The 13,494-nt window shown below is 38.1% G+C and carries 14 protein-coding genes and 1 riboswitch; of the genes, 9 read left to right on the forward strand and 5 right to left on the reverse strand.

What is annotated here, in order from left to right; translation table 11 throughout:
- Positions 1-12 precede the first annotated feature (12 nt).
- The 5 genes from menB to AC1VNJ_RS00085 all read left to right on the forward strand — a co-directional run bounded on the left by menB (position 13) and on the right by AC1VNJ_RS00085 (position 7,385).
- Positions 13-831 carry a 1,4-dihydroxy-2-naphthoyl-CoA synthase gene (menB, locus tag AC1VNJ_RS00065; protein WP_013085280.1) on the forward strand — a complete coding sequence of 273 codons (819 nt, stop codon included), beginning with the start codon at positions 13-15 and terminating at the stop codon, positions 829-831.
- 82 nt (positions 832-913) lie between these two features.
- Entirely contained in the window at positions 914-2,377 is a 1,464-nt protein-coding gene (locus AC1VNJ_RS00070) for an o-succinylbenzoate--CoA ligase (RefSeq protein ID WP_482640218.1), read from the forward strand.
- Positions 2,378-2,380: 3 nt separating this feature from the next.
- Entirely contained in the window at positions 2,381-3,484 is a 1,104-nt protein-coding gene (gene menC, locus AC1VNJ_RS00075; RefSeq protein WP_028411865.1) for an o-succinylbenzoate synthase, read from the forward strand.
- 278 nt (positions 3,485-3,762) lie between these two features.
- A riboswitch (cobalamin riboswitch) is annotated at positions 3,763-3,948 on the forward strand.
- A gap of 133 nt (positions 3,949-4,081) precedes the next feature.
- Positions 4,082-6,325: a ribonucleoside-diphosphate reductase subunit alpha gene (locus AC1VNJ_RS00080; protein ID WP_028411864.1), complete on the forward strand. Its 2,244-nt coding sequence runs from the start codon at positions 4,082-4,084 to the stop codon at positions 6,323-6,325.
- 16 nt (positions 6,326-6,341) lie between these two features.
- Positions 6,342-7,385 carry a ribonucleotide-diphosphate reductase subunit beta gene (locus tag AC1VNJ_RS00085; protein ID WP_013059560.1) on the forward strand — a complete coding sequence of 348 codons (1,044 nt, stop codon included), beginning with the start codon at positions 6,342-6,344 and terminating at the stop codon, positions 7,383-7,385.
- 29 nt (positions 7,386-7,414) lie between these two features.
- Here the strand turns inward: AC1VNJ_RS00085 and AC1VNJ_RS00090 are convergent, their stop codons facing one another.
- The gene (locus tag AC1VNJ_RS00090; RefSeq protein WP_013059559.1) at positions 7,415-7,618 is read right to left on the reverse strand and encodes a hypothetical protein; all 204 of its coding nucleotides are present in this window, start codon (positions 7,616-7,618) and stop codon (positions 7,415-7,417) included.
- Positions 7,619-7,684: 66 nt separating this feature from the next.
- On the reverse strand, positions 7,685-7,843 hold the full coding sequence (locus tag AC1VNJ_RS00095) for a DUF1540 domain-containing protein (RefSeq protein WP_013059558.1): 159 nt from the start codon (positions 7,841-7,843) through the stop codon (positions 7,685-7,687).
- A 207-nt stretch (positions 7,844-8,050) separates the two neighbouring features.
- Here AC1VNJ_RS00095 and AC1VNJ_RS00100 point away from each other — a divergent pair, with 207 nt between their 5' ends.
- The 3 genes from AC1VNJ_RS00100 to AC1VNJ_RS00110 are packed head-to-tail and all read left to right on the forward strand — an operon-like array spanning position 8,051 to position 9,616.
- Entirely contained in the window at positions 8,051-8,332 is a 282-nt protein-coding gene (locus tag AC1VNJ_RS00100; RefSeq protein WP_028411863.1) for a DUF2325 domain-containing protein, read from the forward strand.
- Positions 8,333-8,386: 54 nt separating this feature from the next.
- Positions 8,387-9,142 carry a hypothetical protein gene (locus tag AC1VNJ_RS00105; RefSeq protein ID WP_223546271.1) on the forward strand — a complete coding sequence of 252 codons (756 nt, stop codon included), beginning with the start codon at positions 8,387-8,389 and terminating at the stop codon, positions 9,140-9,142.
- Between the two features lie 15 nt (positions 9,143-9,157).
- Complete coding sequence (locus AC1VNJ_RS00110) at positions 9,158-9,616, forward strand: flavodoxin (protein WP_028411861.1); 459 nt, start codon at positions 9,158-9,160, stop codon at positions 9,614-9,616.
- 29 nt (positions 9,617-9,645) lie between these two features.
- Here the strand turns inward: AC1VNJ_RS00110 and AC1VNJ_RS00115 are convergent, their stop codons facing one another.
- Together AC1VNJ_RS00115 and AC1VNJ_RS00120 are read right to left on the reverse strand one after the other, a co-directional pair.
- Positions 9,646-10,683 (reverse strand): cytochrome d ubiquinol oxidase subunit II, encoded by a 1,038-nt coding sequence (locus tag AC1VNJ_RS00115; RefSeq protein WP_482640219.1) that lies wholly within the window; start codon positions 10,681-10,683, stop codon positions 9,646-9,648.
- A gap of 15 nt (positions 10,684-10,698) precedes the next feature.
- Entirely contained in the window at positions 10,699-12,033 is a 1,335-nt protein-coding gene (locus AC1VNJ_RS00120; protein WP_028411859.1) for a cytochrome ubiquinol oxidase subunit I, read from the reverse strand.
- Positions 12,034-12,185: 152 nt separating this feature from the next.
- On the opposite strand from AC1VNJ_RS00120, the gene AC1VNJ_RS00125 reads away from it, so the two are divergent.
- Positions 12,186-12,431, forward strand: a complete 246-nt coding sequence (locus AC1VNJ_RS00125; RefSeq protein WP_482640220.1) for a type B 50S ribosomal protein L31 — start codon at positions 12,186-12,188, stop codon at positions 12,429-12,431.
- 29 nt (positions 12,432-12,460) lie between these two features.
- On the opposite strand, the gene AC1VNJ_RS00130 is transcribed toward AC1VNJ_RS00125, so the two are convergent.
- On the reverse strand, positions 12,461-13,420 hold the full coding sequence (locus AC1VNJ_RS00130; RefSeq protein ID WP_482640221.1) for a metal ABC transporter substrate-binding protein: 960 nt from the start codon (positions 13,418-13,420) through the stop codon (positions 12,461-12,463).
- Positions 13,421-13,494 lie beyond the last annotated feature (74 nt).

The raw sequence follows: 13,494 nt of genomic DNA on the forward strand, positions 1-13,494 counted from the left end.
GAGGAAATAAAGATGACAGTTGAATGGACATCAGTACGTCAATATGAAGACATTTTATACGAAACATATAACGGAATCGCTAAAATTACGATTAACCGTCCGGAAGTGCACAATGCATTCCGTCCAAAAACAGTAATGGAATTGATCGATGCATTTGCTTATGCTCGTGACGATGCAAGCGTTGGAGTAATTGTATTAGCAGGTGCTGGGGATAAAGCATTTTGCTCAGGCGGAGACCAAAGAGTTCGCGGTCACGGCGGCTATGTAGGAGAAGATGAAATTCCACGTCTAAACGTTCTAGATTTACAGCGTTTAATTCGCGTAATTCCAAAGCCGGTTGTTGCAATGGTATCAGGCTATGCAATTGGTGGAGGCCACGTTCTTCACGTTGTATGTGACTTAACAATTGCAGCGGATAACGCAGTCTTTGGACAAACAGGTCCTAAAGTTGGAAGCTTCGATGCAGGATATGGCTCTGGTTACTTAGCTCGCATCGTAGGCCATAAGAAAGCGCGTGAGATCTGGTTCTTATGCCGTCAGTACAACGCTCAAGAAGCACTAGACATGGGATTAGTAAACACGGTCGTTCCATTAGAACAGCTTGAAGCTGAAACAATTCAATGGTGTGAAGAGATGTTAGAAAAAAGTCCAACCGCTCTTCGTTTCTTAAAAGCAGCATTTAATGCTGATACGGACGGCTTAGCTGGTATCCAGCAATTTGCGGGTGACGCAACGCTTCTTTATTACACAACGGACGAGGCAAAAGAAGGTCGCGATGCATTTAAGGAAAAACGCAATCCAGACTTCCAACAGTTCCCACGTTTCCCTTAAACAGCTGAAACAGCTTGGTGATTATCATCAGGCTGTTTTTTCAATTTGATTTAGTTAATTAGTATAAAAAGGAGAGAAATTTATGAGTGGCCAAACGATTCCTAATGGGCTTATGCAAAGAGCATATTTGACGCCAAACCGAGTGGCGGTAGAAACACTGCAAAAGTCGCTTACGTTTCAAGAGCTTCATAAGCGTGTTCAAAAAGTAGCGCAGCAGCTTTCGTTTAACGGTGTAAAGCAAGGTGATACCATTGCTTTATGCATGAAAAACAGCGTGGAGTTTATTGAGATTTTACATGCGGTTTCTTATATTGGCGCTCGGGTGCTGCTCGTCAATACGCGTTTGACAAATGAAGAAATCAATTATCAGCTAACAGATGCAAACGTGTCGTTGCTTATTACGGATGAAGCATTTTTAACGAGAGAGTTCCAAAGTTCCATTACTCAGCTTCCTTTATCTTCTTTAAAAAGTTCTCCAGAAACAGAAACGTATTTTCAGAAAACGTGGAATCTCGAGGAGACGTTCACCATTATGTATACGTCTGGAACAACAGGTAATCCAAAAGGAGTGCTGCAGACATATGGAAATCACTGGTGGAGTTCCATTGGTTCAGCGCTTAATTTAGGATTAAATGAAAAAGACTGCTGGCTTATAGCGGTTCCTTTGTTTCATATTAGCGGATTATCCATTTTAATGCGGAGCGTCTTTTACGGAATGAAAATCATTTTAGAAGAACGATTTGAAGCAAGAGCGGTGAATGAAGCCATTGAAAACAAAGGAGTAACAATTATTTCGGTTGTCACTTCCATGCTATCGAATATGCTGGATGAATTAGCTGAACGTAAATACCCAAATACATTTCGCTGTATGCTTTTAGGAGGAGGACCCGCACCGCTTACTATTTTAGAGGCTTGTGTGAATAAAGAAATTCCTGTTTATCAAACTTATGGAATGACAGAAACATCTTCACAGTTCGTTACGCTTTCACCTGAAGATAGTTTGCGAAAACTGGGATCAGCAGGTAAACCATTATTTCCGTGTGCAATGAAAATTGTAGATGAGAATGGAAATGAAACACGTGAAGCAGGAGAAATCATTGTTAAAGGTCCAAATGTTACAAAAGGATATTTAAATAAACCTGAAGCTACTAAAAAAGCCCTTCAACAAGGCTGGTTCTATACAGGAGATATCGGGAAAGTGGATGAAGAAGGTTTTCTATATGTATTAGACAGACGTTCGGACCTTATTATTTCAGGTGGAGAAAATGTATATCCAGCTGAAATTGAAAATGTTTTGTTGAAGCATCCCGCTGTTAAAGAGGCCGGTGTAACGGGAGTAGCCGATGGAAAATGGGGACAAGTTCCTGCAGCATGCATTGTTATAAACGAAGACGTTTCAGATGAAGAGTTATCTTTACACATTCAACAATTTTTAGCAAAGTACAAACTTCCAAAGTATTTCGTTCGAGTAGAGGAGCTGCCGCGAACGGCCTCTAATAAAATCATACGCCGGAAGCTATCATCGTTCATACAGAAAGGGATTTAATCGATGATTATCAAAAAAGTACATCTTTATAAAATTGACATGAAGCTTCTTTCTCCTTTTTCAACAAGCTATGGTACGGTCCAGGATCGAGAATTGATTTTGCTTGAAGTAGAAGATGAAAAAGGATTTACAGGATGGGGAGAAGTCGTTGCTTTTTCATCTCCTTGGTATACGGAAGAAACGATTCAGACATGTTTTCATATGTTAGACGATTTTTTAATTCCTTCGCTTCTTCACCAGCAGCTTCAAAAACCAGAGGATGTTCAAAAGTTATTCAAACCTCTAAAGCGGAACAACATGGCTAAAGCAGCTTTGGACTGTGCTGTATGGGATTTGTATGCAAAGCGCCAAAATAAGCCCTTAGCTGAAGTAATTGGCGGAATAAGGCCTGCTGTAGAAGCTGGAGTGGTAGTTGGCTTAAATGATATTTCCATCATGAAAGAACAAATAAAGACTTATATGAAAGATGGTTATAAGCGCTTTAAAGTGAAAATTAAGCCAGGCGCTGACTATGAGCTACTGAAACAAATTCGAGATGAATTTCCAAGCATTCCTCTTATGGCTGATGCCAATTCAGCCTATACGTTAAGCGATAGTGATTCATTGAAAAAACTAGATGAATTGAATTTAATGATGATCGAACAGCCGTTAAGTTCGGATGATATCCTTGATCATCGATTATTACAAAAGCAAATGAAGACGCCGATTTGCTTAGATGAAAGTATTGTGAGCTATGAAGATGCACGTCATGCAATCGAACAAAAAAGCTGCAAGATTATCAATGTGAAAATCGGTCGAGTTGGCGGAATGTCTGTAGCAAAAAAAATTCATGATTTATGCGCCCTACACGGTGTAAGGCTTTGGGTTGGCGGAATGTTAGAAGCCGGGATTTCACGAGCTCATAACATCGCCCTTGCCACACTGCCTTCTTTCACGATACCAGGTGACATTTCTGCGTCGTCTCGCTATTGGGAAAAAGATATTATTAAGCCCGAAGTAGAGGTAGAAGCCGGAGTAATAAAGGTGAAGGAAAAACCGGGGATAGGATACGATATTGATAAAAAGTTTATCAAAACAATCACAGCATTTGAAAAAGAATACAAATAATTAAAAACCGTTTTTTATGAAAAACGGTTTTTTTATTGATGTTGGCAATGTTTAGTAGAAAAATAGGACAAATTTTTTAAAAAGAGCACATTGTTCCATCAAGCGTGTCAAAACATGTTATGATGGAGTAGTTTGATGAAAAAAGTCGAAGGATTTTATCGTAAAAAACAAAATTATTTTTGAAAATAGGTTGATAGTTTTCTAAGTTGTCCTATATAATGTGTTTATAACATAACACAATATGTTGTTTGTTAAACAATAATAAAATACTATATTTTGTGTTTTCCAGTGAAAAAGGTGTCTGATAAAAAGACTTAAAAGGGAATTTGGTGAAAATCCAAAGCTGTCCCCGCAACTGTGAATGCTGATGAAATAAGGAGATCCACTGTGAGTAAACATCATGGGAAGGCCTTAAAGTAAAAAGAAGCATAAGTCAGGAGACCTGCCTTTTTTATGTCGTTTTATCTTCTTCGGGAGGTGAGAGGGTAGAGCGAGGATTGAGAAAAGACTTAGTGTCTTCTTCTATCTTCGTTCTATTCGCTCACCGAGGTACGGTGAGCGATTTTTTATTTTGAAGTGAAGAGAGGAGCCATATTTATGGTGAATACATTAAAGCCTACAATTCTACATGAATTAACTGCATATATTGAACGTTTAAAAAAAGAATTTACGCAACTTGATTTTTCTTTGTATGAGGAAAAGGTTATTCAAACTGTTACAGTAAAGGAAAATATGACGGACGAAAAGGTTGCAAACGTACTAATTTTGGCAGCCCTAGAGCGTATTTCAATGGAAGAACCAGATTGGACGTACGTGGCGGCAGACGTCTACTTAAACGAACTATATCGAAAAGCAGCGGACAACCGAGGTTATGATAAAAAAGAGAAGTACGGTTCGTTTTATCAGCTTATTCAAGAACTAACAAAAATCGGCATTTATAATAAACAGCTATTAAAAACATATACAGAAGAAGAAATTAATGAAATTGCTTCAGTCATTATTCCTGAACGCGATCGTTTATTTACATACATTGGATTGCTGACATTAGCAGATCGCTATTTAGCGACATCACATGATAAGCGTGTATACGAATTACCGCAAGAACGTTTTCTTATCATTGCTATGACGCTGATGTCTCAAGAAAAGAAAGAAAATCGAACAGCATTAGTAAAAGAAGCGTACTGGGCGCTTTCTAGTCTATATATGACGGTTGCCACACCAACACTCTCAAACGCAGGAAAGAGCTACGGACAGCTATCTAGCTGCTTTATTGATACGATTGATGACAGCTTACGCGGTATTTATGATAGCAATACAGATTTGGCCACGCTTAGTAAAAATGGAGGCGGAATTGGTGTCTACCTCGGTCATATTAGAAGCCGAGGAAGTGATATAAAAGGTTTTAAAGGCGTATCATCAGGAACAATTCCATGGATGAAACAGCTAAATAATACGGCTGTAAGTGTCGATCAGCTAGGTCAACGACAAGGAGCTATTGCTGTATATTTAGATGTTTGGCATAAAGACATTTTTTCATTCTTAGACGCGCGTTTGAACAATGGTGATGAACGCCAGCGCACGCATGATTTATTCACTGGCGTATGTTTGCCAGATTTGTTTATGGAAAAAGTAGAAGCACGTGAAGACTGGCACTTATTCGATCCTCACGAAGTTCGTACGCTGATGGGCTACTCGTTAGAAGATTTTTATGATGAAGAAGAAGGCAGCGGTTCGTTCCGCACTCGTTACGCTGAGTGTGTAAACAATGAACAGCTTTCAAGAGAAACAGTGCCTGCTATTGAGATCTTCAAGCGCATTATGCTTTCGCAGCTTGAAACCGGAACTCCTTATATGTTCTATCGTGATACGGTTAACCGAGCTAATCAAAACCGACACGCGGGCATGATTTACTGCAGTAACTTATGTACAGAAATCACGCAAAACCAAAGTACAACGGTCGTAACAGAGGAAATTACGGAAGACGGAAAAATTATTATTACAAAGAATCCGGGCGATTTTGTTGTATGTAATCTTTCTTCTATTAACTTAGCGAGAGCCGTAACTGAAGATGTACTTGAACGTTTAATTCCAATTCAAGTACGCATGCTTGATAATGTTATTGAGTTAAATGATTTGCCGGTACTTCAAGCAAAGCTAACGAATCAAAAGTACCGCGCAGTAGGGCTTGGCACATTTGGCTGGAACCATTTGCTTGCCTTAAAGAAAATAGCATGGGAGACAGATGAAGCGGTAGCATATTGCGATGAATTGTATGAACAAATTTCTTACTTAACCGTGCAGGCAAGCATGAACTTAGCTAAAGAAAAAGGCGCATATCCATTATTTAAAGGCTCAGATTTTGAGTCAGGCGCTTATTTTGAAACACGTGAATACACGAGCGAAGCGTGGAGTGAACTGCGTAGCGAAGTTCAAAGCAATGGGATAAGAAATGGATATTTAATGGCTGTAGCACCTAATTCATCAACATCTATTATCGCGGGTTCTACGGCAAGTATTGATCCGATTTTCCGTAAGTTTTATTCAGAGGAAAAGAAAAACTATAAAATCCCAGTGACGGCACCAGATTTATCGCCAGCAACAAACTGGTATTATAAGTCCGTTTATTTAATTGATCAGCACTGGAGCATTAAGCAAAACGCCAAGCGCCAGCGTCATATTGATCAATCTATTTCATTCAATTTATATGTACAAAATGATATCCGAGCAAAAGAGCTGCTGGATCTTCATATGACGGCATGGAAAGAAAAATTAAAAACGACCTATTACGTACGTTCAACATCAAGTGAAGTCATTGAAGAATGTGAAAGCTGTCATAGTTAAAAGGAGTGAATAATTGATGACAAGCATGTTAAAACGAGAATTAATGAACGAAACAGCTCCGAACCGTTCGACAGGAATCATCAACGGCAAGAGCTCCAATATTCTAAACTGGGATGACGTCCGATTTTCATGGGCGTTCCCTAAATACAAGCGTATGCTAGCTAATTTCTGGACGCCGTTTGAAATTAATATGGGTCAAGATATTAAACAGTTCCCTCAGTTAACCGCTGACGAACAAGAGAGCTTTCTAAAAATTATTGGCCTGCTGGCGCTACTGGACAGTATTCAATCAGATTATGCTAGCAAAGTAGCTGACTATGTAACCGATTCTTCGATTAACGCTCTAATGATTATTTTAGCGCAGCAAGAAGTGGTTCATAATCATTCGTATTCATATGTTTTATCAAGTCTTGTACCAAAAGGAAAACAAGATGAAGTATTTGAATACTGGCGTACAGACGAAAAGCTTCGCGCACGAAATGACTTTATTACAAACGGATATAAAGCATTTAGCGAAGAAGCAACGGTTGAAAACTTTTTGAAGTCTATGGTATATGATGTTATTTTAGAAGGACTTTTCTTCTATAGCGGATTTGCGTTCTTCTATAATCTTGCGAGAAATCAAAAGATGGTGGCGACATCTACGATGATTAATTATATCAATCGTGATGAACAGCTTCACGTTGGGTTATTTGAAAAGATTTTCAAGGAAGTACTAAATGAAAATCCAGCTTATCGTACGGAGGAGCTAGAAACGTTTGTAGTTGAAACGTTCCAAGAGGCAGCTCGTCTTGAAATTGAATGGGCGGAATCTGTTATTGGAGAAAAATTCGACGGCATTACGATGAAAGAACTGCAGCAGTACATTGAATATATGGCGAATAAACGCTGTAATCAGTTAGGCTTCGGTCGAGCTGCTTTCCCAGAAGCACCGATTGAAAATCCTCTTCGTTGGATTATTGCTTATCAAGAGGTAGATTTAGGGAAAACCGATTTCTTTGAACAGAAATCACGACAATATACAAAAGCATCAGATGCAAATGGATTTGATGATTTATAAACACAAAAGCTGACTAATTTCCTTATTGATTAGTCAGCTTTTTTTAAGTGAATAAGTCCAAGTTCTAACGCACGTGTGGTAATTAAGTCATCAATTTCTTCTGGAATGTTTTCAAGTGTTCCCCATTTGTATGTCCATAAATGAGTAAATGATTGTACATAGATTGGAAAGGTTTGTTCATTTGCTTTTATGGCTTCTTCTTTAAAAAAATGAATCAGTTGTTCAGTCTTCATACTAGTCTCCTTTTTTATGATCTTGAAGAGAGAAAAAAGACAACCCAGAGGCTGTCCTTTTGCGGGTTACGCTTCAGTTGGCTTGAACGTTTTACAGTCTGTTTCATAGCTGCTTGCTGCATGTTTTCCGCTATGACTTACTACGTAAATTTCTTCTGCACTGCAGTGATTTCCATTTTTCCAAAAGTGACAGTTATTTACTTCACAAAGAATGTTTTGTTCCAACGTTAACCCTCCTTTGTATGTGATAGCTATAGTATGGTCAAAATTCAACTAACTTATAAGAAAGGTGGTAGACTTTCATTTTAATTGAGAATTTTTATCAATTAAACATTGACAAAGAGAATCATTCTCAATTAAACTGTATATATAGTAAAGAATACAGGTTGTTGTCAAATCATTAAATGAATAATTAATTGGGAGGGAACAAACATGTCATCAGTCATGGTTGTAGGAGGAGACAGGTTAAAGCATATTACAGATCGTCTAGCGGGAGAAGGGTTTAATGAAGTAATTCATTTAGATGGCCGTAAAAGCAATATGGTGAAGCGAGAAATTCCCGAACATATTGGGTTTGTATTAGTTATTACGGATTTTATTAATCACAATATGGCAAAAGTCATTAAAGAGAAAGCAAAAAAACAGCAAAAACCAATTTATTTCGTCAAACATTCATGGAGTGCTATTCGTAAAGTGATTGAGCAAATTTCATGATTTAATTTTTGATCATTATTGAGAATGAATTTCAATTAGGGTGGTGAGACATAGATGGAACCGATAAAAGTGCATATAAAGACACTCTCCAATAACCACATCGAACAATTTATTCGATGTCCGTACAAATTTTATCAGCAGCAGCTTCTTTTGAAAAAGACATCTATAGATTGGAAACAGCATGTTCAAGTAACCGTCCATCAAATCATTAAAACATACTATAGCAAGCCAGTTGAGTATCGCTCAAACCTCTATGTTTTACAGCTTATTGAAAAATATTGGCGCCTAAAGCCAAATATGTTTTCATCACCCATTCACTATTACGATGTGTTAGCTAAAGTAAGTGATTATTTACTGAGGTTTTTAGGCGAGAAAACACATGTGGAGCTACCACTTTTTGTGTTTGAAAAATACAGCGTTTATGTAGAAGAAATTCAAAGCAACCTTTCTCTGACCATTGATTTTGCTGCATGGACAGAGAAGTCTTATACGGTAACAAAATTCATTCTAGATGACCATGAAGAAGTGAAGAACGCAATGAAAGACTTTATTATCGTTTTTTCGAAACAAGCTTTTCAAAAGGTTCCTGAACAAATTCGTTTTTATTCATTATTAACCGGAGAAACAACAACTTATTATATTGCAACAGGCGATTATGAAAAGGCCATACTTCAACTACATATTGTCAAAAGTGTGTTAATGGAACCAAAACATTTTCAAAAGAACTATGCATCCAGTGAGTGTGAAAACTGTCCTCTTAAGCAAGAATGTGATGAAGAAGGGGATGTGCGGCCCACACTGCTGGTGTAAAGGAGCGTCATTTACATGAAGGAAATCTTACTAGCTTATGCGAGTATGTCAGGCAACACAGAAGCGATAGCCGATTTGATCGAAGAAGAATTAGTCAAGCATGGATTGCATGTGAAACGAGCAGAAGTATATGACATTGCTGCTTCGGACCTTGTATTGGCAGAATCTATTATCTTTGGAGCTTATACGTGGGGAGATGGAGAGCTGCCAGATGATTTTTTAGATCTTTATGATGAAATGGATGATATAGATCTCAGTCAAAAGCAGATGGCTGTATTTGGTTCAGGTGATTCATCATATGATGTTTTTTGCGGAGCAGTTGATTTAATTGAAGAAAAAATAAAGGGACGCAACGGAAATATAGCTGTTCCTGGTTTGAAAATCGAGCTTTCTCCCTTTGGAGAAGATGTAGAAAAATGTAAGGTATTTGCTAAAGACTTTGCTGAAGTAGTGGCAAAATCTGCTGCTTCATAAGAAAACCCGGTCAAGTGCTGACCGGGTTTTTAATATGGCTTCTTTTTGCTGTATTCTTTATTATCTTTCATAAATAGACGCCAGAAATAAAAGAATCCAGGAAATAAAATCGCAAAGCCAACAATATACACAATAAATAACGAATGGAACGCATCGGGATGTGTAAATCCATTCTCAATCGTTACGTTTGGATACACGACATACGGTAAATGACTTCGTCCGTATACGTAACTTGCTAAGAAATATTGAAGGACGATTGATACCACGGCTAAACGAGGCATTCCTTTTCCTTTTTGAGAAGGCAGCAGCAGAGCAATACCAGCTACTACAAATAGACCTACAGACCCGTAAAGAAGAGGCTTAAACTGCATCATTTTATCATATAACCAGCTGGCTTCTGATTGCATTGTAATCATAATAAAGATAGCCATTAGCAGTGAAAGAGGTCCTGTAATGAGCGCATCGCGCCGATAGACCGCATAAGCTTCCATTTCGTCAGATGACTTCGAGTAGTCTGCTAATAAAAGAGACGACAGAAACAGGGAAGAAGTAATGGCAAAACCAATAAATGAATAGACGTGCGGACTTGAAAACACTCTTGCTAAATTTAATCGCTGCGTTCCGTCAATTACATCAATAAATCCACCTTGACTTACGGGCAGTACGGAGATTAAAAAAGCGGGAATTAATACGCCAGATATACCAGATACGTAAACCAACGCTCTCCGATATTTGAAGCTGCCAGCATAGTGTGAAAACACTAAAAATCCGCTTCGAATAGATAAGAGAAGTAAAATGATACTCCCCGGTACTAGTAGCACTGTTCCAAGCGTAAATGTAGCTCGCGGAAAAAAGCTAAACAGCGCAACAACAATCGCAACGATAAATACATTGGTTACTTCCCAAGTAGGCGATAGATATCTGTTTGCTACATCTGTAGCATTTGTTTTCGTACGGTTAATATAGACCATCGACCAAAAACCAGCTCCAAAGTCCATCGTTCCCATTACAGCATAGATAAAAATGAAGCCCCATATTACAGTAATTGCTAGTAATGAATCACCCATATTCTCACATCCTTTTTAATCTGCTTGCGCAGCAAGCTCTTTAGAAAGCGGATTTCGTCTAAAATAAAACACCAGTACAAGGGCGACTGCGGCCACGAGTACGATATAAACAAGCAAAAACAAGAAAAATAAAATATGCAAATTAGCAGAAGTAGTAACGGCTTCTGATGTACGCATGATGCGGTAAATGACCCAGGGTTGTCTGCCTGTACATGCGAAAATCCATCCGAATTCAATGCCCATGATCGCGAGAGGGCCCGTTGCGACAAATGCCCACATGAAAACTTTAGGGAAGCTTTTCTTCTTTAAAAACTTGTACCAAACAACGCCCACTAGCGCCACTAAAATTAAAATCGATCCGATAATGACCATACCGTTAAACAAGGTATGCACAAAAAGCGGCGGCCAATAATCTCTAGGGAAGTCATTGAGTCCAGTAATCACTGTATTAAAGCTATTACCCGACAAGAAGCTGAGCATCCATGGAAACTCAATGCCATACTTGACTCGCTGTTCTTTTTCATCTGTAAATCCGCCTAAAGCTAATGGCGCATGATCTTGCGTTTCAAATAGACCTTCAGCTGCTGCAAGTTTTTCGGGTTGATATTCGTATACTTTTTGCATCGATTCATGTCCATTCAAAGCTGTTACAAAAGAAAAAATCCCGCCGATTACTAATCCCATCATCAATGCTTTATGATGAAATTTATATTCTCTTGGATTATGTTTTCGCGCACGAAGCATTTTAAAGGCAGCGACTGAAGCAATGACAAAGCCTCCGGTTGTATAAGCAGAAACGGCTACGTGACCGGACGTTACAAAGAAACTCGGATTAAAGAAAGCTGCCCAAGGATCTACGCTTACAATTTCGCCATTTAAAATTCGAAAGCCAGCAGGTGTTCCTTCAAATGCGTGCACGTTTGTAATTAAAACGGCAGAGGCAAGAGCGCCTATTGCTACTAAAATGAGACTGATAATCCTCATTTTTCGAGAAATACGGTCCGCTGCGTATACGTAAATAGAGAGAAAAAGAGCCTCAATAAAGAAAGCATAAATTTCAATTTGAAAAGGAAGAGCCATCACTTTTCCTACGATTTCCATAAAACCCGGCCAAAGCAACGCTAATTGCACACCAGCAATCGTTCCCGTAGGAATAGCGACTCCAAGCAGGACAGCAGCTCCTTTTGTCCAGCGCTGTGCCATAAGTTCATAATCTTTATCTTTTGTTTTGTAGTAAAGAATTTCAGCCAATAAAATCATGAGAGGAATGCCGACGCCAAGAGTGGCAAAAATGATATGTACTCCCATGTTCAGACCAAACATTGAACGTGCAGTAACTAAATGATCCATTCATTTTTCAACCTTTCCAGTAAAGTATTGATAAACCTTATTGTCCACTTTTTACCACGCTTTATGCATCAGAATTGGTAAAACATATAACTTGAAAATAGTAATCATTACGATTATAATAAGTATATATTGTTTTAAAGGAGAGATATTTAATGAAAACAAATATTCATCCAGACTATCGTAAAGTTGTGTTTATGGATACAAATAGCGGAACATCATTTTTATCAGGATCTACAAAACAATCAAATGAGACCGTCCAATGGGAAGATGGCAACATATATCCGCTTTTAAAAGTTGAAATTAGTTCGGATACACATCCATTTTATACAGGAAAACAAAAATTTGCTGATAAAGGCGGCCGCGTAGAACGCTTTAAGCAAAAATATAAATTACAATAAAAAAACTAGCCGGGAGGCTAGTTTTTTTATTAATATAATGCTTTTTTCAACGTATCAATGTTGTGTTGCATAATGGAGAAATAATCTTCTTTATTTTTAACATCGTTTTTTGTTAATGACTCTAAGTTATGAAGTGTTAAAGCTTGAGCTCCCACTTCATTTTTTACAAGCGTAGACACTTTAGGCTTTAAATTTTGGTCAAAGATAAAGTATTTGATATGGTCTTTTTTTGCTTGTTTTACGATGTTTTCTAATTGTTTTTGAGACGGCTCATTTGTAGGAGATAAACCGGCTACGCTAATTTGCTTTAAACCGTATCGTTTTTCCCAGTAGCCATAGGCTGCATGTGATACTAAAATTTCTTTATGAGGTGCGTCGCCAATCGTTGTTTTTAACTCTTGGTTCACATCTTCAAGCTGAGTCTTTAACGATTGGAAGTTCTTTTCAAACTCTGCTTTTTTATCTGGTTTTAATTCAATAAGTTCGTCTTTAATATTTTCTGCTAATTGAATAGCTAAAACAGGATCAAGCCAAACGTGAGGGTCTGTATCTCCGTGGTGATGCTCTTCTTCATGGGCATGTTCGTCTTCGTGGGCATGCTCATCTTCAGAGCTCTTTGCTAGTTCAATTCCTTTTGCAGCTTCTACTAAAGCGACATCTTCATTCTTTAGCGTAGACTGTGCTTTATCTGCAAAGCCTTCAAGCCCAATTCCTGAGTAAACGAATGCGTCCGCGTTTGCGATTTTGACCATTGTTTTTGTGGTAGGTTCAAATGAGTGAGCATCTACACCTGTTGGTAAAATGCTTTTAGCTTCTACATATTTTCCACCGATTTTTTCAGTGAAATCCTGTAAAGGGTAAATTGTTGTGTAAACTTCTAATTTTTTATTTTTATTATCAGATGCGTTATTTGCACTGCTTGAACTGCACCCTGCAAGGGCTGTTCCAATTCCTAATGCCAGCACCATTAAAAGTGGTTTGAATTTCATTATGTTGCTCCTTCCGTTCGTATCGTAACCATTTATGACCTATGTTATTATATCGTAATTATTACGATTTGAAA

The organism is Priestia sp. 3CA3, from assembly GCF_056836725.1.

Excerpts from the sequence above, each read along its gene's own strand:
- menB (WP_013085280.1), top strand. The coding sequence starts at position 13 with ATGACAGTTGAATGGACATCAGTACGTCAATATGAAGACATTTTATAC.
- AC1VNJ_RS00070 (WP_482640218.1), top strand. The coding sequence starts at position 914 with ATGAGTGGCCAAACGATTCCTAATGGGCTTATGCAAAGAGCATATTTG.
- menC (WP_028411865.1), top strand. The coding sequence starts at position 2,381 with ATGATTATCAAAAAAGTACATCTTTATAAAATTGACATGAAGCTTCTT.
- AC1VNJ_RS00080 (WP_028411864.1), top strand. The coding sequence starts at position 4,082 with ATGGTGAATACATTAAAGCCTACAATTCTACATGAATTAACTGCATAT.
- AC1VNJ_RS00085 (WP_013059560.1), top strand. The coding sequence starts at position 6,342 with ATGACAAGCATGTTAAAACGAGAATTAATGAACGAAACAGCTCCGAAC.
- AC1VNJ_RS00090 (WP_013059559.1), bottom strand. The coding sequence starts at position 7,618 with ATGAAGACTGAACAACTGATTCATTTTTTTAAAGAAGAAGCCATAAAA.
- AC1VNJ_RS00100 (WP_028411863.1), top strand. The coding sequence starts at position 8,051 with ATGTCATCAGTCATGGTTGTAGGAGGAGACAGGTTAAAGCATATTACA.
- AC1VNJ_RS00105 (WP_223546271.1), top strand. The coding sequence starts at position 8,387 with ATGGAACCGATAAAAGTGCATATAAAGACACTCTCCAATAACCACATC.
- AC1VNJ_RS00110 (WP_028411861.1), top strand. The coding sequence starts at position 9,158 with ATGAAGGAAATCTTACTAGCTTATGCGAGTATGTCAGGCAACACAGAA.
- AC1VNJ_RS00115 (WP_482640219.1), bottom strand. The coding sequence starts at position 10,683 with ATGGGTGATTCATTACTAGCAATTACTGTAATATGGGGCTTCATTTTT.
- AC1VNJ_RS00120 (WP_028411859.1), bottom strand. The coding sequence starts at position 12,033 with ATGGATCATTTAGTTACTGCACGTTCAATGTTTGGTCTGAACATGGGA.
- AC1VNJ_RS00125 (WP_482640220.1), top strand. The coding sequence starts at position 12,186 with ATGAAAACAAATATTCATCCAGACTATCGTAAAGTTGTGTTTATGGAT.
- AC1VNJ_RS00130 (WP_482640221.1), bottom strand. The coding sequence starts at position 13,420 with ATGAAATTCAAACCACTTTTAATGGTGCTGGCATTAGGAATTGGAACA.